This window comes from Streptomyces sp. NBC_01390 (assembly GCF_045040105.1).
Classification (GTDB): domain Bacteria; phylum Actinomycetota; class Actinomycetes; order Streptomycetales; family Streptomycetaceae; genus Streptomyces.
Window position 1 is genome coordinate 2,590,344 of sequence record NZ_CP109551.1, and the last position, 24,797, is coordinate 2,615,140.

The 24,797-nt window shown below is 71.0% G+C and carries 23 protein-coding genes; 12 read left to right on the forward strand and 11 right to left on the reverse strand.

The window, feature by feature from the left end:
- From OG241_RS11650 to OG241_RS11660, 3 genes are all read right to left on the reverse strand, one after another.
- On the reverse strand, positions 1–1,041 hold the full coding sequence (locus OG241_RS11650) for an ABC transporter permease (protein ID WP_405815159.1): 1,041 nt from the start codon (positions 1,039–1,041) through the stop codon (positions 1–3).
- Positions 1,042–1,207: 166 nt separating this feature from the next.
- Complete coding sequence (locus OG241_RS11655; RefSeq protein ID WP_405815160.1) at positions 1,208–2,758, reverse strand: sugar ABC transporter ATP-binding protein; 1,551 nt, start codon at positions 2,756–2,758, stop codon at positions 1,208–1,210.
- On the reverse strand, positions 2,745–3,842 hold the full coding sequence (locus tag OG241_RS11660; RefSeq protein ID WP_405815161.1) for a substrate-binding domain-containing protein: 1,098 nt from the start codon (positions 3,840–3,842) through the stop codon (positions 2,745–2,747). Before OG241_RS11660 ends, OG241_RS11655 begins: the two co-directional genes overlap by 14 nt.
- A 540-nt stretch (positions 3,843–4,382) precedes the next feature.
- Between OG241_RS11660 and OG241_RS11665 the strand changes: the two genes are divergently transcribed.
- The 3 genes from OG241_RS11665 to mtnB are packed head-to-tail and all read left to right on the forward strand — an operon-like array spanning position 4,383 to position 6,387.
- On the forward strand, positions 4,383–4,982 hold the full coding sequence (locus OG241_RS11665; protein ID WP_405815162.1) for a 1,2-dihydroxy-3-keto-5-methylthiopentene dioxygenase: 600 nt from the start codon (positions 4,383–4,385) through the stop codon (positions 4,980–4,982).
- A 2-nt stretch (positions 4,983–4,984) separates the two neighbouring features.
- Positions 4,985–5,770 carry an acireductone synthase gene (gene mtnC, locus OG241_RS11670; protein WP_405826155.1) on the forward strand — a complete coding sequence of 262 codons (786 nt, stop codon included), beginning with the start codon at positions 4,985–4,987 and terminating at the stop codon, positions 5,768–5,770.
- Positions 5,767–6,387, forward strand: a complete 621-nt coding sequence (gene mtnB, locus OG241_RS11675) for a methylthioribulose 1-phosphate dehydratase (protein WP_405815164.1) — start codon at positions 5,767–5,769, stop codon at positions 6,385–6,387. Before mtnC ends, mtnB begins: the two co-directional genes overlap by 4 nt.
- Before the next feature lie 70 nt (positions 6,388–6,457).
- Here mtnB and mtnA read toward each other — a convergent pair whose 3' ends face one another.
- Entirely contained in the window at positions 6,458–7,498 is a 1,041-nt protein-coding gene (mtnA, locus tag OG241_RS11680; RefSeq protein ID WP_405815165.1) for an S-methyl-5-thioribose-1-phosphate isomerase, read from the reverse strand.
- 320 nt (positions 7,499–7,818) lie between these two features.
- Between mtnA and OG241_RS11685 the strand changes: the two genes are divergently transcribed.
- The 8 genes from OG241_RS11685 to OG241_RS11720 all read left to right on the forward strand — a co-directional run bounded on the left by OG241_RS11685 (position 7,819) and on the right by OG241_RS11720 (position 16,611).
- Positions 7,819–8,871 carry a BMP family ABC transporter substrate-binding protein gene (locus OG241_RS11685; protein WP_405815166.1) on the forward strand — a complete coding sequence of 351 codons (1,053 nt, stop codon included), beginning with the start codon at positions 7,819–7,821 and terminating at the stop codon, positions 8,869–8,871.
- The gene (locus tag OG241_RS11690; RefSeq protein WP_405815167.1) at positions 8,849–10,402 is read left to right on the forward strand and encodes an ABC transporter ATP-binding protein; all 1,554 of its coding nucleotides are present in this window, start codon (positions 8,849–8,851) and stop codon (positions 10,400–10,402) included. The genes OG241_RS11685 and OG241_RS11690 overlap by 23 nt, the downstream gene beginning before the upstream one ends.
- Position 10,403: 1 nt before the next feature.
- Complete coding sequence (locus tag OG241_RS11695) at positions 10,404–11,513, forward strand: ABC transporter permease (protein ID WP_405815168.1); 1,110 nt, start codon at positions 10,404–10,406, stop codon at positions 11,511–11,513.
- Positions 11,513–12,445: an ABC transporter permease gene (locus OG241_RS11700; protein WP_405815170.1), complete on the forward strand. Its 933-nt coding sequence runs from the start codon at positions 11,513–11,515 to the stop codon at positions 12,443–12,445. Before OG241_RS11695 ends, OG241_RS11700 begins: the two co-directional genes overlap by 1 nt.
- A complete protein-coding gene (locus OG241_RS11705; RefSeq protein WP_405815171.1) occupies positions 12,442–13,224 on the forward strand; it encodes a nucleoside phosphorylase in 783 nt (260 codons plus the stop codon). The genes OG241_RS11700 and OG241_RS11705 overlap by 4 nt, the downstream gene beginning before the upstream one ends.
- Positions 13,221–14,522, forward strand: coding sequence for an amidohydrolase (locus tag OG241_RS11710; protein ID WP_405815172.1), 1,302 nt, complete (start codon positions 13,221–13,223; stop codon positions 14,520–14,522). Before OG241_RS11705 ends, OG241_RS11710 begins: the two co-directional genes overlap by 4 nt.
- A gap of 176 nt (positions 14,523–14,698) precedes the next feature.
- Complete coding sequence (locus OG241_RS11715) at positions 14,699–15,370, forward strand: FadR/GntR family transcriptional regulator (protein WP_334592220.1); 672 nt, start codon at positions 14,699–14,701, stop codon at positions 15,368–15,370.
- A 236-nt stretch (positions 15,371–15,606) separates the two neighbouring features.
- The gene (locus tag OG241_RS11720) at positions 15,607–16,611 is read left to right on the forward strand and encodes a PAC2 family protein (RefSeq protein ID WP_006381166.1); all 1,005 of its coding nucleotides are present in this window, start codon (positions 15,607–15,609) and stop codon (positions 16,609–16,611) included.
- A 76-nt stretch (positions 16,612–16,687) separates the two neighbouring features.
- Here the strand turns inward: OG241_RS11720 and OG241_RS11725 are convergent, their stop codons facing one another.
- From OG241_RS11725 to OG241_RS11745, 5 genes are all read right to left on the reverse strand, one after another.
- Positions 16,688–17,653 (reverse strand): SMP-30/gluconolactonase/LRE family protein, encoded by a 966-nt coding sequence (locus tag OG241_RS11725; protein WP_405815173.1) that lies wholly within the window; start codon positions 17,651–17,653, stop codon positions 16,688–16,690.
- Positions 17,654–17,873: 220 nt separating this feature from the next.
- Entirely contained in the window at positions 17,874–19,103 is a 1,230-nt protein-coding gene (gene mshC / locus OG241_RS11730) for a cysteine--1-D-myo-inosityl 2-amino-2-deoxy-alpha-D-glucopyranoside ligase (RefSeq protein ID WP_405815175.1), read from the reverse strand.
- Positions 19,104–19,269: 166 nt separating this feature from the next.
- The gene (locus tag OG241_RS11735) at positions 19,270–20,106 is read right to left on the reverse strand and encodes an SCO1664 family protein (RefSeq protein ID WP_405815176.1); all 837 of its coding nucleotides are present in this window, start codon (positions 20,104–20,106) and stop codon (positions 19,270–19,272) included.
- Positions 20,070–20,660, reverse strand: a complete 591-nt coding sequence (locus OG241_RS11740) for a DUF3090 domain-containing protein (RefSeq protein WP_405815177.1) — start codon at positions 20,658–20,660, stop codon at positions 20,070–20,072. The genes OG241_RS11735 and OG241_RS11740 overlap by 37 nt, the downstream gene beginning before the upstream one ends.
- Positions 20,661–20,770: 110 nt before the next feature.
- On the reverse strand, positions 20,771–21,457 hold the full coding sequence (locus OG241_RS11745; protein ID WP_405815178.1) for a histidine phosphatase family protein: 687 nt from the start codon (positions 21,455–21,457) through the stop codon (positions 20,771–20,773).
- A gap of 77 nt (positions 21,458–21,534) precedes the next feature.
- Here OG241_RS11745 and corA point away from each other — a divergent pair, with 77 nt between their 5' ends.
- Positions 21,535–22,539 carry a magnesium/cobalt transporter CorA gene (gene corA, locus OG241_RS11750; protein WP_405815179.1) on the forward strand — a complete coding sequence of 335 codons (1,005 nt, stop codon included), beginning with the start codon at positions 21,535–21,537 and terminating at the stop codon, positions 22,537–22,539.
- Positions 22,540–22,557: 18 nt separating this feature from the next.
- Here corA and OG241_RS11755 read toward each other — a convergent pair whose 3' ends face one another.
- Positions 22,558–23,346 (reverse strand): ferritin-like domain-containing protein, encoded by a 789-nt coding sequence (locus tag OG241_RS11755; RefSeq protein WP_405815180.1) that lies wholly within the window; start codon positions 23,344–23,346, stop codon positions 22,558–22,560.
- A gap of 278 nt (positions 23,347–23,624) precedes the next feature.
- Positions 23,625–24,680: an LLM class F420-dependent oxidoreductase gene (locus tag OG241_RS11760; protein ID WP_405815181.1), complete on the reverse strand. Its 1,056-nt coding sequence runs from the start codon at positions 24,678–24,680 to the stop codon at positions 23,625–23,627.
- Positions 24,681–24,797: the final 117 nt, after the last annotated feature.

Below are 24,797 nucleotides of genomic sequence, written 5' to 3' on the forward strand. Positions count from 1 at the left end.
TTATGCGGTGCGGCGCTTGGACAGGGTGAAGCTGAAGACCAGGGCGAGGATCAGGACGGCGCCCTCGACCACGTCCTGCGTGTAGTACGGCAGGCCCTTGATGGTCAGGCCGGTGGTGATGATGCCGATGAGGACCGCGCCCAGGGCGGTACCCCAGACGTTCGGGCGGCCCCGGCCGAGGACGGAGGTGCCGACCAGGGCTACAGCGACGGCTTCGAGGAGCTGGGACGTGCCCGCGGAGACGTCTCCCTGGCCGATGCGCGCTGCCAGGATGAGGCCACCGATCGAGGCGAGGACGCCGGAAAGGACGTAGGCAAGGGCCCGGTACGCGCCCACGCGGATGCCCGCCAGGCGGGAGGCCTCGGGGTTGGCGCCGATCGCGTACAGCACGCGGCCCCAGCGGGTGCGGGCCAGGAAGATCCAGGCCACGACCGTCAGGGCGCCGAAGATGACCACGGAGACGGGGATGCCGAGGATCGTGCCCCGGTCGATGCGCAGGAAGCCCTCGGTGAACCTGCCGGGGGCCGTCGTGCCGTCGGACTGGGTCATGCCCGGGGTGATGGACTGGCCGTCGACCAGGATGAGTTTGGTGCCCTGGATGACGAACATGGTGCCCAGGGTGGCCAGCATGTCGGGGATCTTGAGGACCACGATCAGCAGGGCGTTGAGCAGGCCCGCCAGCGCTCCCGCGACGATCACCGCGATGATCGCGACCACACCGACCTGGTTGTACGTGACCATCGTCTTCGCGGCGACGGTCACCCCGAGCCCGGCCACCGCGCCGACCGACATGTCCATCCCGCCGACGGCCATGGTGAGCGTGACACCGAGGCCGAGGATCGCGGCGACGGAGACGTACCTGAGGGTGTCGAGGAGGGTCGCGGAGTCACGGAAGGACGGCTCGCTCAGCGCGAAGTACGCGAAGAGCGTGACGGTGACGAAGATGAAGCCGTACTTGATGACCGCGTTCTGGATACGCGGACCGGCAGCGAGAGAGGACGGGGTCGCCGTCTTCACGGGAGCGCTCTGAGTGGTGGTCATGGGGCACTTCCTGGGATGACGTGCGGTGGGGCGGACGTGAGACGGAGGGCGGTCGGCGGGATACGCCGCTGGAAGGGGCCGGAGGCCCTTCCAGGGGCGCGGGGAACTGCGCGACCAGCCCCCACCGGCCCGCAGCCGAAGAACCGCCCAACCCGCGGAGCGCCCATCAGACCGACGCCGAGATCGTCCGGATGACCCGGTCACGTTCCGCGTCCTCGCCATAAGCGTCGAGATGAACCTCGCCGGCCGCGAGGACAACGACCCGGTCCGCGACCTCCAGGATCTCGTCGACGTCGGCGGACAGGACGAGAACGGCGGAGCCCTCCGCCGCGAGGGCGCGGGCGCGGCGGCCGATGTCGCGCCGGGCACCGATGTCCACGCCTCGGAACGGCTCGTCCAGGATGAGGACGCGGGGGCGTTCGGCGAGCCAGCGGCCGACGACGACCTTCTGCTGGTTGCCGCCGGACAGTTCCTCGACGGTGCTGTGCTCGTCGCGGGCGACGACACCGAGGGCCTCGATGGTGTCGCGGCCGAGGGCGTCCTCCTTGGAGCGGTTCACCAGCCCGGCCGTCGAGAGGGACTTGAGGAACGGCAGCGAGATGTTCTGGGCGAGCGACCAGCCGGGGACCAGAGCGTCCGCGTGCCGGTCCTCGGGAACCAGGTGAATGCTGGCCCGGATCGCGTCGGCGGGGCGGCGCGGCGCGTACGCCTTGCCGTCCAGCTCCACGGCACCGTCGGCGAAGGGTTCCGCGCCGAAGAGGCCGCGGGCCAGTTCCGTCTTGCCGGCGCCCAACAGGCCCACGATGCCGGTGACTTCACCGGCGCGCAGGTCCAGGTCCTGGGGCGTACGGCCGTCCAGGAGCCGTACGCCGCGCAGGGAGAGCACTGTCTCGCCGGGCGCGGACTCGGCGCGGGGGCGGGCGGTTGTCGCTTCCTGGGCCTGGGCGAGCATGGCGCGCAGGGCGCTGTCCCAGTCGAAGGGCTTGACCTGGTCCTCGGTGAGACGGCCGTCTCGAAGGACGACCAGGCGGTCCGCCAGTGCGTCGATCTCGCCGAGGCGGTGGGAGACGTAGAGGACCGCGATGCCGTCGTCGCGCATTCTCTCGACCAGCGCGAACAGGCGCTCCGCCTCCGCCGCAGAGAGCGCCGAGGTCGGTTCGTCGAGGATCAGGAGCCCGGGGCGGGTGGCCAGGGCTCGGGCCAGGATCAGCAACTGGCGGTCGGAGATGCCGAGTTCGGTGACGTCCCGCTTGAGGAGGGCGTCGCTCCAGCCGAGATCGAGGGCCGACTGGATCTCGCGGGCGCGGGCCAGCACGCGGCGCCCGTTCAGGAAGGGGTTGCCGCGGGCCTGGGCCAGTTCCTCGAAGACCAGGTTCTCGGCGACGGTGAGCCCGGGCACGATGCCCTCACCGATCCGCTGGTGCACCGTCTGGATGCCCAACTGGCGGGCGGCGAGCGGTGATTGGAGGGCGGCTCGCACCCCGTTCACCGTCACTTCGCCGCCGTGGTCCGTGTGGACGCCGGACAGGATCTTGATGAGCGTGGACTTGCCGGCCCCGTTCGCACCGAGCAGCGCGACGACGCTGCCCGGTGCGATGTCCATCGAGACGGACTCCAGGACCGTCTTGCCGCCGAAGGCCATGCTGACGTCCCGCAGACCGACCGCGGGCGGAACCGAAGGAGCCTGAGCCGCCGGGGACGCCTCAGTGGGCGACATTGGCGATCCAGTCGGCCGTGCTGACCTGGGAGAGGTTCAGCGCGGGCAGCGCGGCGCGCAGCTGGTCCATGTTCTGGATCTTCTTGCTCTTCAGGAAGTCCTGGGTGATGGCGACGGCCGGGAACTCGACCGAGGTCTTGTTCAGCTGTCCGGCCAGCTCCAGGGCGGCCGTACGGACGACCGCGGCGCCGACCGCGGACGGGTCCGTGCCCGCCGTGGCGACCCAGGGGCTGTCGGCGGCGGTCATGTTCTGGATGTCGGCGTTGGAGACGTCCGCGCCGAACACCTTCACCTTGTCCTGGAGCTTCTTGTTCTGCACGGCGAGGACGGTGCCCTTGGCCAGCTCGTCGTAGGGGGCGAAGATGCCCGTCACGTCCGAGTGCTGGGTGAGCGCGGCGGAGACCAGCGGCACGTTGTCCGTGGCGGTGGAGTCGGTGACCTTGCCGACCTTGAAGGCCTGCTTCCAGGCGTTGGCGTCGACCGCCGTCTTCCAGACGCTGTCGCGCTTGTCGAGGGCCGCGTAGCCGGCGACGTTGACATAGCCGACCTTCGCGTTCTTGCCGAGTTCCTTCGCCATCACGTCGAGGACGGCCTGGGCCATGCTCGCGTCGTCCTGCTTGGTGCTGACGACGCCCTTCGTCGCGGTCTCGACGTCGTAGACGACGACCTTGACGCCCTTCTTCACGGCCTTGTCGATCTCGGGCTGGATCGTCGACGGGAAGCCGTGGTCCACGATGATCGCCTGCGCGCCGGAGTTGATCGCCGAGGAGAGGTCGGTGGCCTGCTTGGCGTTGTCGGCCTGGGCGTCGTACACGGTCAGGTCGATGCCGAGGGCCTTGGCCTGCGCCTTGGCGCCGTTGCCCCACTGCTCGAAGTAGTCGCCGGCGCCGCTCTGGCGGACCAGCGCCACCTTGACCGTGCCCTTGTCAAAGGGAGCGGGCTTTGTGCCGGTGGCGGCGGAAGCCGAGGCGCCCGTGTCGCCGGTGTTCTCGGAGGCGTTCGTCGACTGCGAGCAGCCCGCGAGGAAGAGCGCCGAGACGGAGGCCAGCGAGAGCGCGGCGAGCGGGAGACGGGTACGGGACATGGCGGGACTCCAGGTGCGGGGTGGTACGGGAGGGAGAGAGCGGGATGAAGGGGCGCGATGGCCTGAAGGCGTAGGCGCGGGAGTGTCCGGCCCCGAGCGCGAGATGGCCGTGTGGGGCGGGATCCACTCCACGGCCGAGGGCGTCCTCGGGTACTCCGGGTCAGGTCAGCGACAGCGGGCTGTGGTCGACCGGAGCAAGTCCACGTACAGCCGCCGCACGAGCAGCAGCGTCTTCATAGGGAGATCATGAGAACGTTTCCAGCCATTCGTCAAAGCCTTGGACACCGGATCTCAGCATATGGAACGCCGGATTCGTCACACTCTGACGACCCGCGGAGGGGAGTTACCATCACGGAACCGGCATCCGACCCGGGACAGTGAGGCTTTTCGATGATGACGACACCCTGCGCGACAGCGGTACGACGCTGTACCGACGCGCCGTGTCGCGGCTGACGACCGGCCCGCCACCCTCCTCCTGTCCCTGCCCCCTGGCCTTCGCTTTCGCCGGCATTCCCCCTTCCAGCCACTGGAGTTGCTCCCATGACCCTGCTGACGACCTGGCCCGAGTCCGGCCCGGAGACCGTCGTGCGCCGTACCTCCGACCCGGCCGAGATCGCCGCCGCGCTGGCCCCGATCGGGGTCCGCTACGAGCAGTGGCCGATCCGCGAGGACGTGCCCGCCGACGCCGACAGCGACACCGTGTTCGCCGCGTACGGCCCGGAGATCGACAAGCTGAACGCCGAGGAGGGCTTCACCACGGTCGACGTCCTCGGTCTGCACCCGAGCGACGACCCGGAGTACCCGGCGAAGGCGAAGGCGGCCCGCGCGAAGTTCCTGCAGGAGCACACGCACGACGACGATGACGAGGTCCGCTTCTTCGTCTCCGGCTCCGGCATCTTCTACCTGCACGTGGGCGGCGAGGTGCACGCCGTGTACTGCGAGAAGGGCGACCTGCTGGGCGTGCCTCGCGGCACCACCCACTGGTTCGACATGGGCACCAGCCCGGCCTTCACCGCGATCCGCTTCTTCCACGAGGAGGACGGCTGGATCGGCAGCTTCACCGGCTCGACCATCGCCTCCCGCTTCCCGGACTACGACACGATCGACGCCGGGTTCCAGCAGGACAGGGCCGCCGCGTGACCCTGCGGGACGCGGGGGGCACGGAGGATACGGCGACCGACACGTACGCCGTGGACGGTGTGGACGCCGTGGTGCTCGACATCGAGGGCACCACGAGTGCCACGGGGTTCGTCGTCGACGTGCTGTATCCGTACTCCCGCTCTCGTTTCGGAGCGCTGCTCTCGGAGCGGTGCGGTGATCCGGAGGTGGCGCGGGCGGTCGCGCAGGTGCGCGAGCTGATCGGCGAGCCCGACGCGGATGCCGTACTCGTCGAGAAGACCCTCAACGCCTGGCTGGACGAGGACCGCAAGGCGACGCCCCTCAAGACGCTCCAGGGCATCATCTGGTCCGAGGGCTTCGCGCGCGGCGACCTCGTCTCGCACTTCTACGACGACGTCCTGCCGGCGCTGCGCACCTGGCACGCCGCGGGGCTTCGGCTCTACGTCTACTCCTCCGGGTCGGTCGCCGCGCAGCGCGCGTGGTTCGCGTCCACCCCGGAGGGCGACCTGCTGCCACTCGTCTCGGGCCTGTACGACACCGAGAACGCGGGGCCCAAGCAGGAGCCGGAGTCGTACCGCCGTATCGCGGGGGCCATCGGCACCGCCGACCCGAGCCGTCTCCTCTTCCTCTCCGACCGGCCGGGCGAGCTGGACGCGGCACGCGCCGCCGGCTGGCGGGCCGTCGGGATCCGGCGGCCCGGGGAGCCGTACTACGAGCAGGGCGTCGGGGACCACGCGCAGGCGGGGACGTTCGACAGGATCAGCATCACCAGCAATGCCAGCAGCACCAGTTCGAGGAGCACCACGTGACCGCCGACATCAGCACGCTCGACCTGGAGGAGGCGGGGGCGGTGCTCGCCGCCGAGTCCGCCCGTTTCGCCTCCTTCGGCTGGATGCGGGGCACCTCCGGGAACCTGTCCGTGGTGCTGTCCCGGGATCCGCTGCTTCTGGCGGTCACCGCGAGCGGCCACGACAAGGGTGAACTGACGCCCGCCGACGTGGTGTTGGTCGACGCGCTGGGTGCGGCGGTCAACGGCGGCAAGCCGTCCGCCGAGGCCGAGCTGCACGCCCGGGTGGCCGCCCTGACCGGGGCCGGTGCGGTGGTGCACGTGCACACCGTGGCGTCGGTGGCGATGGGCCGGCGTGAGCCGGGCGGGATCGTGTTCAAGGACATCGAGATGCTCAAGGGTGTCGGCCAGCCCGCCCACGACGTCGAGGTGACCCTCCCGGTCATCACCAACAGCCAGGACATGAAGGTGCTCGGCGACCGCCTGGAGGCGGCGCGCGACCCCCGGATGCCGGCCGTGGTGGTCGCGGGGCACGGGCTTTACGTGTGGGGGGACGATCCCCGTCAGGCCCGGCACCACACCGAAGTCGTGGAGTGGCTGCTGGAGTTGGAGCTCAGCGCTCCGCGGGACGGACGGTAGTCACACCGCGGGCCGGTGGGGGCTGGTCGCGCAGTTCCCCGCGCCCCTGTCGGGGAGCGCGGGGAACTCGCTACTTCAAGCGGTCGCCCGGGAGTTCACCGGCCGAGACCTCCAACACGCCCCGCTCCGTGACCAGTCCGGTCACCAGCCGCCCCGGCGTCACGTCGAACGCCGGGTTGTGGCCGCGCGACTCGGCGGGTGCCGTGTGGACGCCCGCCCACTCCAACACCTCGTTCTCGCCCCGGAGTTCGATGTGGATGTCGTCGCCGGTGGCCGTCGCCAGGTCCACCGTGGTCGTGGGCGCCGCCACCAGGAACGGGATTCCGGCGTCCGCGCAGGCCAGCGCGACCCCGACCGTGCCGACCTTGTTGGCGGTGTCCCCGTTCGCGGCGATCCGGTCCGCGCCGACGATCGCCGCGTCCACCTCGCCGCGCAGGATCGTGCCCGCCGCGGCCCCGTCGGCCTGGACGTAGTGCGGGATGCCCTCCTGGACCAGCTCCCAGGCGGTCAGGCGCGAGCCCTGGAGCAGCGGGCGCGTCTCGTCGGCGTACACGAGCTCCAGCCGGCCTCGCGCGTGCAGTTCCCGGATGACGCCAAGTGCCGTACCCCATCCGGCTGTTGCGAGTGCGCCGGTGTTGCAGTGGGTCAGGATGCGCAGCGGGCGGTCCCCGCCGGTGTCGGTGACGCGCTTGAGGAGCCAGTCGGCGCCGTGCGCGCCCATCGCCCGGTTGCCCTCGACGTCCTCGCGCTGCACGGCGGCGGCCTCTTCGAGGACCGCTTCAAGGCCCTCCTCGAAGCGGGTCATGACCCGGTCCACGCACACCATGAGGTTGACCGCGGTCGGCCGGGCCTCGCGGATCCGGGCCACGGCCTCGCGCACCCGCGCCTCCGTCCAGCCCTCGCGCTCGCCCTGGAGCAGCGCCAGGGCGACCCCGTACGCGCCGGCCGCGCCGATCGCGGGCGCGCCGCGCACGACGAGGCGCTGGATCGCGTCGACCAACGCGTCCACATCGCGGACATCCCTGGTCTCATGGCGGTGCGGCAGCAGGGTCTGGTCGATGAGCGCGAGGCTGTTTCCGGTCCAGCCGACGGCGCGCAGTTCCTGGGGCATAACGGGACGCTCCTGAAGTTCCGGCGGTGCGCGATACCGTACATGACCTCGAAGAACCACAGTTCGAGACAGCTGGGCCGGTGGCCGAATTCCGGTGTTACAGTCCAGCACTCGGACCAGTAGGGCCCATGTGAAGGAGGACGCGTGCCGCTCACCATGCGCCGTTTCCTCGACCACGGCCACTGTGCGAGCGACGGCTGTCGACGCTGACCCGTCCCCCTCGGCGTCCCCCGTCCCGCTGCCTCTTTCCTCTCCCCACTCCCGTGCTCAGCTCAGCGCAGAGCGCGGGCTGTGCCGTACGTGCCTCCGGAAGGTCCCCGATGCCTCGCAGATCCCGTCGTACGCTCCCGCTCGCCGCCATGACCGTCCTGCTCGTCGCCGGTGCCACCGCCTGCAACGCCGCCGCGAAGGACGACGCGTCCTCGGACAGCAGTGCGGGCAGTACGTCGTTCACGCTCGTCACACCGGACGCCGTCGGACAGAACGAGTTCCTGAAGCTGGCCGTGACCGGTGTCAAGGCAGCCGCGAAGGCGCACAACGGGACCGAGAAGGTGTTCGAGTCCACCGACACCGCCTCCCAGCAGCAGAACGTGCAGGCCGCCGTCGACGCGAAGCCCGATGTCGTCGTGCTGGTCGGCTTCGAGTTCGCGGACCTGGTCGCGCAGCAGGCGGCGGCGCACCCGAAGCAGCAGTTCCTGATGATCGACGCGTGCACGACCAGGGCGCTCGACAACGTCAGCTGCGAGGTCTTCCGCGAGCACGAGGGCGTCTTCCTCGCGGGCGCCGAGGCGGGGCTGCTGAGCAAGAGCGGCAAGGTCGGCGCGGTGGACGTGCTGGACACGCCCGTGTTCCGGCGCTTCAGCGACCCGTTCGCGGCCGGCGCCCAGCAGGTCGCGGCGAAGACGCAGACCAGCACCCGTTTCGTCGGCGGCCAGTCCCCGTTCGACGACTCGGCGCGCGCCAAGGAGCAGGCGAACGACCTGCTGTCCAAGGGCTACGACCAGCTGATGGCGGCTGCCGCCGCGGGCAACTACGGCGTGTTCGAGGCCGCCAAGGCGAAGGGCGCGTTCGCGTACGGCGTCGACGTCAACCAGTGCCCCTCGGCGCCCGGCACGGTCGTCGACAATGTGATCAAGCGCACGGACATCGCCGTGGAGAAGGGCGTCGAGCAGGTCCTCGCCGGTCAGACGGGGACGACCACCTCGTACGGCCTGAAGGAGGGCGGCATCAGCCTCACGGGCCTGGAGAAGGGCGTCGGCTCGTCCAAGTGCGTGATCGCCGAGCACCCCGACGTCCTGAAGAAAATCGAGGCGCTGCGCGACCAGATCGTGTCCGGAGAGCTGACGGTCGATGACCCCGCCGCCGTCGGCTGACCCGGAGGCGGCGGCCGTCGAGCTCCGGGGAATCACGAAGCGGTTCCCCGGCACGCTCGCCAACGACTCCGTCGACCTGACCGTCCGGCACGGCGAGATCCACGCCCTGATGGGCGAGAACGGCGCCGGCAAGTCGACACTGATGTCGGTCCTCTACGGGATGGAGCGCCCGGACGCCGGTTCGGTCCGGGTGGACGGGCGCGAGGTCGTCTTCGCCGATCCCGGTGCCGCGATGGCCGCCGGGCTCGGCATGGTCCACCAGAGCTTCAAGCTGTTCGACTCGCTCACGGTCGCCGAGAACGTGGTGTACGCCGCCGAGCCGCGCCGTTTCGGCCTGGTGGACCGGGGCGCGGCCCGCCGCCGGGTGCGTGAGCTGGCCGAGGAGCACGGCCTCGCGGTCGATCCGGACGCCCGGGTCGGCGACCTGCCGGTGGGGCTGCGCCAGCGCGTCGAGATCCTCAAGCTGTTGCACCGCGGCGCCCGGACGCTCATCCTCGACGAGCCGACCGCGGTCCTGACTCCCGCCGAGGCGGACGCCCTCTTCGCGGTTCTCAAGTCCCTTGCCGCACAGGGCCGTTCGGTCATCCTGGTCACCCACAAACTGCGTGAGGTACTCGAAGGCAGCGACCGTGTCACGGTGTTGCGGGACGGCCGGGTCGTCGCCGGGCTGGTGACCGCCGAGACGTCCGCCGCCGAGATCGCCGCCGCGATGACCGGCCGCGCCGTGGAACTCGACCGCGTCCACGCCCCGGGCACTCCGGGTGAGGTGATCCTGGACGTCACCGGCCTCGCCACGGCCGGTGTGCGGGATGTCCAACTCACCGTCCGCGCCGGGGAAATCGTCGGCATCGCGGGCGTCGCCGGCAACGGCCAGAGCGAACTGGTGGAGGCGCTGGCCGGACTGCGGCCGGTGGTCTCGGGCCGGGTCGCGCTGCTCGGCGACGACATCACGCACGCCACGGCGACCGAGCGCCGCGCCAAGGGGCTCGCGTACGTCCCGGAGGACCGCCACGCCGTGGGTACGGCGCCAGCCGCGTCTGTCGCGGACAACCTGGCGATGGGCCACCACCGTACGTCGCTGTCCGCACGCGGACTGCTGCCGCCGGCCGCCGTACGAGGTCACGCACGGCGCCTCATCGAGCGCTTCGGCATCAAGGCGGCCTCCCCGGAGGTGCCCGCGTCCTCGCTGTCCGGCGGCAACCTGCAGAAGCTGCTCATCGGACGTGAACTCGCCCACGACGCACCGCTGTTGCTCGTCGAGCAGCCCACGCGCGGGGTCGACATCGGAGCCGTCCAGAACATCCACGACCAGCTGATCGCCTACCGCGACGCCGGCCACGCCGTCCTGCTCGTCTCGGCCGAGCTCAGCGAGATCCGGGGGCTCGCCGACCGGGTCCTGGTGATGTACGAGGGCCGGGTGACGGCGTCGTACGAGAAGGCCGAGGCGGACGAACGGACGCTGGGGCTCGCGATGGCGGGCGGCAGCGCCGACAGCTCGGCTCCGCCGGCCCCGGTGGAGGTCGGGGACTGACATGGATCACGTCACGAAACTCACGGGACTCGGAAAACTCACGAAAGTCCTCCGTTCCCCCGTCGCCTTCTCGGTGCTCGCCGGAGTCGTCGTCGGCGCCCTGTTCCTCGTCGGGACCGGCGCCGATCCCCTCGCCGCGTACGGCGCGGTGCTCAGCGGTTCGCTCGGCGCCGACGGCATCGGGTCGACGCTGACCACCCTGACGAGCGTGCTGGGCCTGGCCCTCGCGCTGGCCGTGCCGCTGCGCGCCGGGCTCATCAACCTGGGCGGGGACGGGCAGTTGGTGCTCGGCGGGATGGCGGCGGCCGTGACCGGGCTGTACTCGCCGCTGCCCGCGCCACTCACCGTCGTCCTCGCGCTGCTCGCGGGCATGGCGGCGGGCGCCGGGTACGCGGCCCTGGCCGCCCTGTGCGAGAACCGGTTCGGCGTGCCACTGCTGGTGAGCAGCCTGCTGCTCAGCTATCCGGCGGCGTCCTTCGCCTCCTACCTGGCCCGCTACCCGCTCAAGGAACCGGGCTCCAGCCTCCCCCAGACCCGGCAGCTGCCGGACGGGGTCGCGCTGGCCACGTTCGGTTCGTCGACCGTGACGGTCGGGCTGCTGCTGGTCGTCGTGGCGGCCGCCGCGTACTGGTTCACCGACCGGCGCACCGCGTTCGGCTACGAGATGCGGATGACCGGCCTCAACTCCCGGTTCGCCGCCTACGCGGGCGTCGAGCGCGGAGGCCTGACGCTCCGGCTGATGGCGGTGTCGGGCGCGCTGGCCGGACTCGTGGGCGCCATAGGCGTGTTGAGCTTCCCGTACCGCTTCCTCGACGGCTCGCTCACCGCGTCCGGCTACACCTGGACAGGCCTGACGGCGGCCCTGCTGGCCGGCGCCGCACCCGTCGGCACGGTCCTCGCGTCCTTCTTCTTCGCCGTGCTGCAGGTGGGCGGCCTGTCGATGGAACGGACGACGGAGGTACCGCGCGAGCTGACCCAGATACTCCAGGCGATCGTGATCGTGTTCCTGGCCGCCCGACTGCGCTTCCCACGTTTCTCCCGCGACCGCGACCCCGACCGCAACACCGACACCGGGCAAGCCGCACAGAGCCCGCAAGGAGAGCTGGTCTGATGTTCTTCGACTCCGATCTCCTCATGTCGGCGCTGCGCGCGCTGACGCCCATCCTGCTGGCGGCGCTCGGCGGGGCTATCTGTGAACGGGCGGGCGTCTTCAACATCGGCCTCGAAGGCATGATGCTGATGGGCTGCTTCACCGCCGTGGCCACGAGCTGGTTCACCGGCAGCCCCTGGTTGGGCGTGCTGGCGGCGGCGCTCGCCTCCGCCGCGTACTCGCTGATCCTGGCCGTGGGCGCGGTGACTCTGCGCGGAGACGCGGTGGTGCTCGGAATCGCCCTGAATCTCCTGGCAGTTGGCCTGACCAGCTTTCTCCTCCGTACCGTCTTCGGGGTGCAGGGGACTTTTGACAATCCGTCACTGGCGGGGCTCCCGTTGGCCGGTGGCTTCTCACCGCTCGCCTATCTGGCGTGGGCGGCGGTCGGCGTGACCGCGTTGATGCTGTCCCGGCATGTGTGGGGCCTCAGGCTGCGCGGGGTCGGCGAGGCGCCGGACGCGGCGGCCACGCTCGGCGTGAGTCCGTCCAGGTACCAGTACGGTGCCGTGCTCGTGTCCGGGGTGCTGTGCGGGCTCGCGGGGGCTCAACTCGCTCTCGGCAACGTCACGTTGTTCTCCGAGAACATGACGGCGGGGCGGGGCTGGATCGCCGTGGTCGCGGTGATGCTGGGCCGGGCACTGCCTCTCGGTGTACTGCTGGCGGCGCTGCTGTTCGGGCTCGCGGAGGCGGCCGGCTTCCGTCTGCAGGGCCTCGGTCTGCCCCAGCAGGCGACCGATGCCGCGCCGTACGTCGTCACACTCGGCGCCCTCTTCCTGACGACCGGCCGCCGTCGCCGCGCCCCCGCGTCTTCGCCTCCGTCCTCTCCGTCCACTCCTTCTTCTTCCCCTTCTTCTTCCCCTTCCACGTCGTCTTCCGCTGGAGCCGTTTCATGACGCAGGACCTGTCGCCCGTCACCCGAATACCCCGCACGGGGCTGCCGCCGCGCGCGCTGGTCGTCGGCGACCCGCAGCGGGCCGCTCTCGTCGGCGCCCGGCTGGAGGGCGCGCGGGAGGTGTCGTACCACCGCGAATACCGTGTGTTCACGGGCAGTTGGAAGGGCGTGCCGGTGCTGGTCGCCTCGCACGGGGTGGGCGCTCCGGGGGCGATCCTGCTGTTCCAGGAACTGGCGGACGCCGGTGTGCGGACCTTCCTGCGGTTCGGTACGGCGGGTGCGATGAAGCCGGGGATCGGCGACGGCGACCTGGTCATCGCCGAGGCGGCCGTCCGGGACGACGGTGTCACCCAGCAGTTGCTGCCCCCGGAGTACCCGGCGGTGTCCTCCCCCGAGGCCGTGCTCGCGCTCCAGCGGGCGGCACGTGAGGCGGGCGCCTCGCACCACCGGGGCATCGTGTGGACACGGGCCGCCTTTCAGCCCGGGCTGCTCCCCCTCTTCTCCTACGAGGGTGCCGGACTCGCCGCCATCGAGATGGAGTTGAGCGCGCTGCTGGTGACCGCCTCACTGCGCGGACTGGTCGCGGGCGGAGTGGTCGTCGTCGACGGGGCGAACGCCGACGAACTCGTCGACGAGACGGCTACCGGTGGATACGACCCCCACCGGGAAGTCGTGGCGGAGGGCGTCGAACGCGGCGCGGTCGTGTCGCTGGAGGCGCTGCGCCTGCTGGCCGAGAACGAGGACGAGACCGAGGCCAAGGACGAGGAGCCCCTCGTATGAGCGAGCGCATCGACCTGCTGGTGCAAGGCGGTGACGTGCTCACCATGGACGAGGCCGGCACCGTCGTACAGGACGGGGCGGTTGCCGTCCGGGACGGCGAGATCGTCGCCGTGGGCCCGACCGGGGAGCTGACAACCCGGTTCACAGCCGACGAGTCCCTTGACGCCGCGAACTGCCTCGTCCTTCCCGGCCTGGTCAACACGCACACCCATCTCGCGATGACGTTTCTGCGCGGCCGGGCCGACGACGTCACTCTTCAGGGCTTCCTGGAGCGCGTGCTGAAGTGGGAGGCCCAGTTGCTGTCGCCGCGGAACGTGGCGGCGGCGGTCCGGGTCGCGCTCGCCGAGAGCATACGGGCCGGAGTGACCTCCGCCCTCGACATGTACTGGTTCCACGAGGCGGCCGAGCAGGTGGCGCGCGAGGCGGGCTGGCGGCTGCACAGCGGCCCCACCTTCATGGACGTACCGGAACCGCCCGACGGCATCGCCTACGAGGACCGGCTGACGTGGGCCCGCCAGGACCTGGCAGCCCGTGGCACCCCGCGCCCCGGCCACCGCCCGATCCTCTTCGCCCACTCCACCTACACCCTCTCCCCCGACCAGCTCGTCGAGATCGCCGCCCTGGCACGGGAGTTCGGCGCACTGCTGCACATCCACGCCGCCGAGAACGCGACCGAGGTCGCCACCGTCGAGGTGCGGTACGGCAAGCGCCCGGTCGAACTGCTCGACTCGCTCGGCCTCCTCGGCCCCGACCTGCTACTGGCCCATGCCGTGGACCTCACCGGCCCGGAGATCGCGGCGCTGGCCCGCACCGGCACGTCCGTCGCCCACTGTCCCGTCTCGAACCTGAAGCTCGGCTGCGGTGTCGCGCCCGTACCCCGGCTGCTCAGCGCCGGTGTGACCGTCGGGCTCGGCACGGACGGGGCCGTCAGCTCCAACACGCTGGACGTGCTGGGGGCGGTGCGGCAGGCGGCCCTCGTCCACAAGGCGGGCGGCGACCCCACGGCGGTCGGCGCGGAGCAGGCCGTACGCATGGCGACCGTCGAGGGCGCCAAGGCGCTGGGCCTGGGCGACCGGCTGGGCTCCCTGGAGCCGGGCAAGCGGGCCGACCTGATCGTGGTCGACCTCGGCGCCCCCCATCTGCGGCCCCGGCACGATCCCTGGTCGACGCTCGCGTACGCGGCGCACTCGGCGGACGTCCGGGACACCGTCGTGGACGGCCAGGTGCTGATGCGGAACCGGACCCTGACCACCATCGACGAGGCCACCGCGCTCGCGGAGCTGGAAGCACTCCTCTGACTCCACGTCCGACACGACGTCCGACACCACGCCGAACCGACAACCCGCAGGTACCGTTCCGGCCGCCCTTGGGGCACCCTCGTACGGGCTGACATCGCATTTTGTGCTCCGTTCAGCCCACTGAACCCCCATAATGGCCTGAGACATCGGATGTCTGAACGACTGGGAGGCCCGCCATGGCAGTCACCGACGAGGCGATCGAGAAGATCAAGGGAATGATCGTCTCCGGATCGCTGCGCCCCGGCGACAGGCTGCCCAAAGAGAGCGAGCTGGCCGCCGAGCTGGGGCTGTCCCGCAACTCCCTGCGGGAGGCGGTGCGCGCCCTGTCGCTCATCCGGATCCTCGACGTCCGACAGGGCGACGGCACCTACGTCACCAGCCTCGATCCCCAACTCCTCCTGGAAGCGATGAGTTTCGTCGTCGACTTCCACCGCGACGACACCGTCCTGGAGTTCCTGGCCGTCCGCCGCATCCTGGAGCCGGCCGCCACCGCGATGGCGGCGGCGCGTGTCAGCGAACAGCAGCTGGACGCGCTGGCCGCCCAGCTGGAGCGGCTGGGCGGTGAACCGTCGGTGGAGGAACTGGTCGCCGCGGACCTGGAGTTCCACCGGGGGATCGTGCAGAGCTCCGGCAACTCGGTGCTCTGTTCCCTCCTCGACGGCTTGTCCGGGCCCACCACCCGGGCCCGGATCTGGCGCGGGCTGACCCAGGAGGACGCGGTCAGCCGCACCCTGCACGAGCACCGGGCGATCCTGGGCGCCCTGCGCGACCGGGACGCGGAGGCGGCACGGTCGTGGGCGACGGTGCACATCGCCAGCGTGGAGCAGTGGCTGAGGTCGACCCTCTAGGCCCTCTCCGAGCCCCCTCCGGGCCCCTGGCGAAGGCCGCGCAGCCCGCCTCCCGAGCGCTCGGATGAATGAGGAGGGATGGGCGGGCGTGGTGCGGGTGGCTCACGGGTGGTGTTCCGGGGGGTCTATCGGGGCAGTGATCCGTTCACTCCCCCGTGCAAGGGGGCTGCGGGCGCCCCCGCCGCACGCCGTAAGGTTGGGTGGTCAAGCGAGGGCACATCGGAAGGAGGCGCTGGGTGATCGAGCTGGAGGGGGTTCCCGAGCTGATCGACCCAGTCATGGTGGCCGCGTTCGAGGGGTGGAACGACGCCGGCGACGCAGCTTCCAGCGCGGTCGCGCATCTGGACCGGGAGTGGAAGGGCGAGGTGTTCGCGGCGCTCGACGCCGAGGACTACTACGACTTCCAGGTCAACCGCCCCACCGTGTGGCTGGACGGCGGTGTGCGCAAGATCACCTGGCCGACGACCAGGCTGTCCGTGGTGAGGGTCGGCGGCGACAAGCCCCGTGACCTGGTGCTGGTCCGGGGCATCGAGCCGTCGATGCGCTGGCGCTCGTTCTGCAACGAGCTGCTGGGCTTCGCGCACGAACTGGGCGTGGAGCTGGTGGTGGTCCTGGGCGCCCTGCTCGGCGACACCCCGCACACCCGTCCGGTTCCGGTCAGCGGGGTCACGTCCGACGCGGATCTGGCCCAGCGGATGGATCTGGAGGAGACGAAGTACGAGGGCCCCACCGGCATCGTCGGCATCCTCCAGGAGGCGTGCACGCACGCGGGCGTACCGGCGGTGTCGCTGTGGGCGGCGGTCCCGCACTATGTGTCGCAGCCGCCCAACCCGAAGGCGACGCTGGCCCTCCTGAACCGTCTGGAGGACCTGATCGACATCCGTATCCCGCTGGGCGAGCTGCCCGAGGACGCGCGTGCCTGGCAGGTCGGCGTGGATCAGCTGGCCGCCGAGGACAGCGAGGTCGCGGAGTACGTGCAGACGCTGGAGGAGGCCCGGGACACCGCCGAGCTGCCCGAGGCGACGGGCGAGGCCATCGCCCGCGAGTTCGAACGCTATCTGCGTCGCCGCGACGGCACCGGCCCGGCGGGCCCCGGCCCGACCCCGGGCGGCCACGCCACCGCCGACGGCACCGACAGCGGGTCGTACCTCCGGGACAACCCGGCGGGCCGCCCCAAACCGCAGCCGCCGAAGCCGCCCCAGCTGCCCAGCACGGACGACGAGGACACCCCGGAGGACTGACCCGGTCACGCAGGGGAACGGGCCGGTGCGCACCACGCGCACCGGCCCTTCCGCGTCCGTGACGTCCCGGCGTCCGTCAGCGGTCCACGGCGACCACGGCGTACGTCGTCTCGGGCGTCGGCGTCGTCGAGAAGCGCGCGTTGGGCAGATACAGCCGGTTCCGGTACGCGGCCACCGTGGTCGGCACATCGAAGTCCGGGTCGGTGATGCGCCGTTGGAAGACCCCGCTGCGCCCGTCCGCGGCCAGCGTGAACACGTCGATCGCGTTCTGCTGGTTCTGTACGACGTACAGCGTGCGCCCGACGAGCAGCAGTCCGTCGCCGTTGGTGAGCGGCGCCGCGTCCCCGAGGTCGACGAGCCTTGTGACCCCGGTGCGCGGGTCCACCCGGTGCAGTGCGCCGACCCCGGACTGGACGACGAGCAGCGCCTTCCCGTCGGGCGTGGTGCTGATGCCGTTGGCGTTGAAGACCTCGCCGGGCACCTGGCTCCAGTCGCCGCTCAGGGGGATCCGTACGACGCCGTCCGCGTCCGGCAGGGCGCCGCCCCGACCGAGGGGGAGGACGTACAGAACCGGCTGGAAGGAGTCGGTGAAGATCGCCGCGCGCGGCGTGAGAACCACGTCGTTGGCGAAGGTGGGGGTGGCGGTGGTGAGGGCGTACGAAGCGAGGATCGCCCCGGTACGGGTGTCCACGACCCGGGCGCCCGCGGATTGGGCGGCGATGAACAGGCGTCCCTGACCGTCGAGTTTGAGCCCTACGGACGGGGTGCCGGGCCCGGTCGAGATGATCTCGCCGGCGCCGGTGCGCAGGTCGGCGCGGTAGATCGAGCCGTCACCGAGGGAGCCCAGGTAGGCGTAGGGGCCGGAGCCGGTGGCTATGCCTTCGGGACGGAAGCCGTCCGGCAGCGGTATCAGGGTCGGCAGGGTGTTCGGGGAGGCCGCGGCCGGTGAGGCGACCAGGGCGGCGGTAGCGGTGGCGGCTCCCGCGAGGAGCAGTCCGCGGCGGCTGACGTGGCGTGCGAAGGAACCGTGCGTGGGTGCCACGGGGTTTCCCTCCAGGAAGGGACCGGCAGTTGGCCGGTCCTGCGGGTCAACTGGCCCTGACACCACATCACATGCCGACTCCCGCCACAGCCTGCCCGGGAGACTCGACAGCACCTCGACAGGAACGGGCGAACAGGCTCCTGCGCTCCGGAGGTCCACGCACGGGTGGGGCGCCGGGCGGCTGAACCCGCCCGGCGCCCCACCCCTTCCGGGGACTCCGTTACAGCGCCACGCCCAGCAGGGCGTCCACGGCTCGGGAGACGACGCCGGGGGCGCCCTCGTCCGTACCGCCCTGCTCCGTCTGGAGGGCCGCCCAGCGGTCCACGGCGGCCAGTGCCGCCGGGGCGTCCAGGTCGTTCGAGAGAGCCTCGCGCAGCTCCTCGACGAGCGCGTCGGCGGACGGCCCGTCCGGCCGGGACACGGCGGCCCGCCAGCGCCCGAGCCGGGCTACGGCGTCCGCCAGCACCTGGTCGGTCCACTCCCAGTCGGCCCGGTAGTGGTGGGCGAGCAGCGCGAGCCGTATCGCGGCCGGGTCGACGCCGTCGCGGCGCAGCGCGGACACGAAGACGAGGTTGCCCTTGGACTTCGACATCTTCTCGCCGTCGAGCGCGACCATGCCGGCGTGGACGTACGCCTTGGCCATCGGGAACTCGCCGGTCAGCGCCTGCGCGTGCGAGGCGCCCATCTCGTGGTGCGGGAAGACGAGGTCGGAGCCGCCGCCCTGCACGTCGAAGCCCATACCGAGATGGTCGAGGGCGATGGCGACACACTCGATGTGCCAGCCGGGGCGGCCACGGCCCAGCGAACCGCCGTCCCAGCTCGGCTCACCCTCCCGGGCGGCCATCCACAGCATCGGGTCGAGCGGGTTCTTCTTGCCCGGCCGGTCGGGGTCGCCCCCGCGCTCGGCGGACAGCAGCCGCATCGTGGCGGCGTCCAGGTTGGACACCTTGCCGAAGTCGGGATCGGCCTCGACGGAGAAGTAGACGTCCCCTTCGAGCTCGTAGGCGGCGCCCGCGTCCCGCAGCCGCTCGACGAGCGGGACGATGCCGGGTATCGCCTCGACGGCGCCGACATAGGCCTTCGGGGGAAGCATCCGCAGGGCGGTCATGTCCTCCCGGAAGAGAGCGGTCTCCTTCTCGGCGAGTCCCACCCAGTCGATTCCGTCGCGCTGCGCCCGCTCGAGGAGCGGGTCGTCGACGTCGGTGACGTTCTGGACGTAGTGAACCTGCCGCTTGGTGTCGAGCCACACACGTTGTACGAGGTCGAACGCGTTGTAGGTCGCCGCGTGACCCATGTGGGTCGCGTCGTACGGCGTGATGCCGCAGACGTAGATACGGGCGACGGGACCGGGGTCGAGGGTGACCAGAGCACCGGACGCGGTGTCGTGGATCCTCAGGTCGCGGCCCTGACCAGTCAGGGCGGGGACCTCGGAAGCGGGCCAGGCATGCATGACATGAGCGTAACCGGACGGATGTTCCGTATACGAGCCGGACCGGGTCCAGATGGCCTGGAAGGGGGTCTTGCGAGATTCGTCTCAGTGGCGTAGCCACGGATATCTCCATGCTGTAGCCACGGCTAAACGTGTCGCCCCGAGCGGCCGTCGGCGCCGCGCACCCTCACACGGGCGGCCAGGGGATCGCCGGCCACTCCCCGCTCGGCTCCGGATGCTTCCCGGACGCCAGCAGCGCGTCCACGCGGACCCGGGTGGCCTCGATCTCGTCACCGGTGACCAGCTCCGCCAGCCGTACGGCCAGCGTGCCGCCCTCCGCCAGCGCGTCCTTCAGCCCCGTCAGGACCTCGACCGCCTCCGGTGTGAGCGGTTCCCCCGCCCACCCCCACAACAGGGTCCGCAACTTGTTCTCGGCGTTGAAGGTGACCCCGTGGTCGATCCCGTACAGCCGCCCCTCGTCGCCGGGCAGCAGATGGCCGCCCTTGCGGTCGGCGTTGTTGATCACCGCGTCGAGCACGGCGAGCCGCCGCAGCCGCTCGTCGTCGGCGTGCACGAGCAGTGCCGTCCTGCCCTCGCCCACCTCGGCAAGGGTGATCGCCTTCCACCCGGGGCCGGCCTCCTCACCGTCGACCAGGGCGAGCAGCCCGTCGCCGTCCTCCGCCGCCACGTCGATCCACAGCTGGCACATCCCCTCGCCGTACGGCCCCTCGCGCAGCACGGTCGGCGGTACGAGCCCCCAGCCGGTCACCTCGGAGACCTCGTACGCGGCCATCTCGCGCTCGGCCAGGGTCCCGTCGGGGAAGTCCCACAGGGGCCGCTCCCCGGCCACGGGTTTGTAGATGCAGGCGGCTTCCTGCCCCTCGTAGGAGACCGTGCAGTACAGCGCCGCGTTCGACGCCTCGCGGATGCGCCCGCGTACGGTCAGCTCGCCCTCGGCGAGCAGTTCGGCGGGCGTACGGGTGGCCGTCACGCTCCGCGGCGGTATCCGTTCTGGCGCGGACATACGTGTCCTTCCGGGTCGAGCGGGAGGCTGCACAGAGGGCACGGCGGCCGGCCGGCGTTGACGACGTCGAGGGCCCGCTTGGCGAAGGCACGGGCCTGCGCGCCGCTGAGCCTGACACGCAGCATCGGGGGGCCGTTCTCCTCGTCCTGGAGGAGCCGCTCCTCGGCCTCGGCGAGGTCCTCGTCGGACTCGGCGTCCAGTTCCACCAGGGCCTGCGCCTCGACGATCATGCGCTGCTCGTCGCCGTCCCAGGCGAGCGCCATGGTGCCGACCCGGAACTCCTCCTCGACGGGTGTGTCGAGGGGGCGGGTGTCGGACACCTCGGTGGGGGCCACGGCCGGGACGGCGGCATTGCCCCCGCTACGGCGTACGACCTCGTCGAGCAGCTCGTCCATGCGTTCGGCGAGCGCCGCGACCTGGGTCTTCTCCAGGGCCACGCTGGTCACCCGGGGGCCGGCGGTGGCCTGGAGGAAGAACGTACGGCGCCCGGGCAGTCCGACCGTACCGGCCACGAAGCGGTCCGGGGGGTCGTAGAGGAACACCTGACGGGACACGTCCTGTCTCCATTGAATCGAATGTCGTCGTCTGTCGGCTGTGCTGAGTCGTCCGCTGAAACATCGCGCGCGGCGCTACCGCGAACGCTTCACCCTACTGCGGCCGACGATCACGGTGCGCCCGCACCGCCCCCGACCGCGGCCTCGTCGCCCGTGGCTTCCTCGCGCGGCGCCAGGGAGGCGAAGTCTCCGGTGTCCCCGAGGCGCACGAGAAACGGCCTGAGACGGGTGTAACGGATCGCGGTGATGGAACACGGATCGACGGACACCCGTTGAAAGAGGTCGAGATGAAGCCCGAGCGCGTCCGCGACAAGGGACTTGATGATGTCGCCGTGCGAGCACATGAGGTAGACGGCGTCGGCGCCGTGATCGGCCTCCACGCGCGCGTTCCACTCGCGTACGGCCTCGGCCGCGCGCGTCTGCATGGCCCGCATGGACTCGCCCCCGGGGAAGGCGGCGGCGGACGGATGTGCCTGGACGACCTGCATCAGGGGCTCGTCCATCAACTCGGCGAGCTTGCGCCCGGACCAGTCCCCGTAGTCGCACTCCGAGATCCGCTCCTCGGTGTGCGGACGCAGGTGCGGCCTGGCGTCGAGAAGGGGCTGGATCGTCTCCTGGCAGCGCTGGAGCGGGCTGGTGACGACCTCGGAGATCGGCAGCTCGGCGAGTCGCCCGGGCAGCGCGGCGGCCTGCGCGGCGCCCCGGTCGTCGAGGGCGACGCCGGGCGTGCGGCCGGCGAGCACTCCCGAGGTGTTGGCGGTGGAACGTCCGTGCCGGACAAGGATCAACGTGGGCATGCGGCCCAGGGTAGGCGTACGGCACACAGCGGGAGGCCGGGGTGCTTTTCCGGCCCAGCGGCGGGAGAATGCCGATCGTGATCGTCGACTGCGCCATCTACCGTGACGGACGCCGGACGGACGGGCCCGAGGAATTCTCCGACGCCCTCGACGAGTGCCGTGCGCACGCCGTCGGGGACGCGTTCGTCTGGGTCGGGCTGCACGAACCCACGGAGAAGGAGTTCGAGAAGGTCACGCAGGAGTTCGGACTCCACCCGCTGGCCGTGGAGGACGCCCTCAATGCGCATCAGCGGCCGAAACTGGAGGTGTACGACGACTCGCTCTTCGTGGTCCTCAAACCGGTCGGGTACGAGCCGAAGGCCGACATCGTCTCCTCCGGCGAGATCATGGTCTTCATCGGCGACTCCTTCGTGGTGACCGTGCGGCACGGCGAGGAGGCGCCTCTCGCAGCCGTACGGCACCGGCTGGAGGCGGAGCCCGAGATGCTGCGGCACGGCCCCACGGCGGTGCTCTACACGATCGCCGACGCCGTCGTCGACCACTACGTGGAAGTGGCGGACGAACTGGGCACCGACCTGGAGGAGCTGGAGGCGGAGGTGTTCTCGCCGTCCGGCGGGGGCTCCCGGCACACGGCGTCCCGGATCTACACCTTCAAACGGCAGATCCTGGAGTTCCGCCGCGCCACAGGCCCGCTCGCCGCACCGCTCGGCCGGCTCTCGGGCACGGGCCTCTTCGGCTCGCGCGTGCCCTTCGTCCACAAGGAGGCCGAGCCCTTCTTCCGGGACGTCAGCGACCACCTCACGCGCGTGAACGAGTCCGTGGAGGGCCTGGACCGCCTGGTCTCCGACGTCCTGTCGGCCCACCTCGCACAGATGAGCGTCCGGCAGAACGACGACATGCGGAAGATCTCCGCGTTCGCCGCCATGGCCGCGTTCCCCACGATGGTCGCGGGGATCTACGGAATGAACTTCGACCACATGCCGGAACTGCGCTGGCTGTGGTCGTACCCGGCGCTGATCGCGGCCATGGCCGTGGTGGAGGTTCTGCTCTACCGGATGTTCAAGCGCCGGGGCTGGCTGTAGCGCTGTCGCGGTATGTCCTCAGGCGAACTCGGGCGCCTTGGTCGCCCGGCCGCCCAGGGCGTCGCGTCGCTCGGGCATCCGAAGGGAGACCATGCGGCGCCAGCCGACGGCGCGTTCGTAGACGTACACCGCGCGGATGGCCGTCGCGAGGAGTACCGCCTTGGGCCTGGACCAGCCCAGGACGCGCCCCATGTGGGACATGACCGCGAGGCTGACGTCCCGGTAGACCCGGATCTCGGCGAGCGCGCACGCACGCAGCGTCCGCTGGATGACACGGCCGTGCCCGGCGGCGGCGAAGCGCAGGAGTTCCTCGTGGCAGTAGGCGAGGTGGTTGTCCTCGTCGTCGGAGATCATGCGCACCGCGCGGCCGAGGTCCGGGTGGTCGCCGAAGTGCCTGCGCAGCAGCTCCATCTCCTCGGAGGCGCGCTGCTCGGTGACGCGGCTGTGCGCGAGGTAGGTGACGATGTCCGGCACGGTCAGCGGTTCGTCGCTCCTGAGCCTCTCGTGCGCGAGTCCGATGCCCTGCCGTTCGAGCAGCATCGTGTAGTCGGTGTCGGCCGGGACATCGACGGGCTTGAGGCCGCGCTTCTTCATGAGGGCGTTGAAGATCCGCCCGTGCTTGTCCTCGTCCGCGCCGTGGCGGGTGATCCTGGGGGCGAGCGCGCGCTCGCTCGCCGGGACGAGCGCGGCGATACGGGCGTTCTCCCAGCCGCCCTGGGACTCCCCGCCGGCCGCGATGGAGCAGAAGAGGCGGAAGGAGTCGTCGTTGTCGAGGATCTCCTGGAACAGGCTCCTGGCCGAAAGCATCAGAGGCACCTCTCGCAGATCTGCGCGGTTCCGCAAGGAACGTGTCAGTCAACGAGTCAAATGCGGTGCCGGGGACGCCGCAACAGCTGCCCGGGACAACTCCGCCGAACGGATGACCGGCCGGGGCGCGCCGGGACGTGAGTACGAGTGCGCGGAGAGGTGCGGGGGCCGTAACCGCCCGGTCCGCGGCGCGTTGTGCTCCGTGACGGCCGTGGCGGGGAAGACCCCCGAGCCCCCACCACGGCCGCGGAATTTTTCCCGCCCCTGCGGTGCCGCCCCTACGCGAGTCCGGCGCGCTCCAGGGCGTCGGTGCCCGCGCGGAGCGAGGCGATCCGCTCGTCGAGCGTGAAGCCGGCCGGGGCAAGGGTGAGCGTGGTCACACCGGCCGCCGCGTAGGCCTGCATCCGGTCGGCGATCCGGTCCACCGAGCCGAGCAGCGTCGTCTGGTCGATCAGGTCGTGCGGAATGGCGGCGGCGGCGCCGTTCTTGTCGCCGGACAGGTACTTGTCCTGGATCTCGGCCGCTTCCTTCTCGTATCCCATGCGCTGGGCGAGCTGATTGTAGAAGTTCTGCTTACGGCTGCCCATGCCGCCCACGTACAGGGCCGTGTACGGCCGGAAGGTGTCGGCGAGCGACGCCACATCCTTGTCGTCACCGACGGCGAGCGGCAGCGTCGGGCAGACGTCGAACCCTTCGAGGGTCTTGCCGGCCTTCTCGCGACCCGCGCGCAGGTACTGGATGGCGGTGTCCTCGATGTGCGCGGCGGACGGGAAGATCAGCAGTGCCCCGTCGGCGATCTCGCCGGTCTGTTCGAGGTTCTTGGGGCCGATCGCGGCGATGTAGAGCGGGATGTGCTCGCGCTCGGGGTGCACGGTCAGCTTGAGGGGCTTGCCCGGGCCGCCGGGCAGCGGCAGCGTCCAGTGCTCACCCTCGTGGGAGAGCCGCTCACGGCTCATCGCCTTGCGTACGATCTCCACGTACTCACGGGTCCGGGAGAGCGGCTTGTCGAACTTGACGCCGTACCAGCCCTCGGAGACCTGCGGCCCGGAGACACCGAGGCCGAGCCGGAAGCGGCCGCCGGAGAGCGAGTCGAGGGTGGCGGCGGTCATCGCGGTCATCGCGGGCTGCCGGGCCGGAATCTGGAAGATGGCCGAGCCGACGTCGATGCGCTCGGTCTGGGCGGCGACCCAGGTGAGCACGGTGGCCGCGTCCGACCCGTAGGCCTCGGCGGCCCAGCAGACGGCGTAGCCGAGGCGGTCGGCCTCCTGCGCGACGGCCAGATTGTCCGCGTCCATTCCGGCGCCCCAGTAGCCGAGGTTGATCCCGAGCTGCATGGCCGATTCCCCTTACCGATCAGTAACGTCCCTTGAAGGACCGACCCTAGCGCGTGGGCCTGCGACGGTGGGGCCGGAGATCTCGCCGGTCGGGGAAACCGTTGTCCACAGGCAACC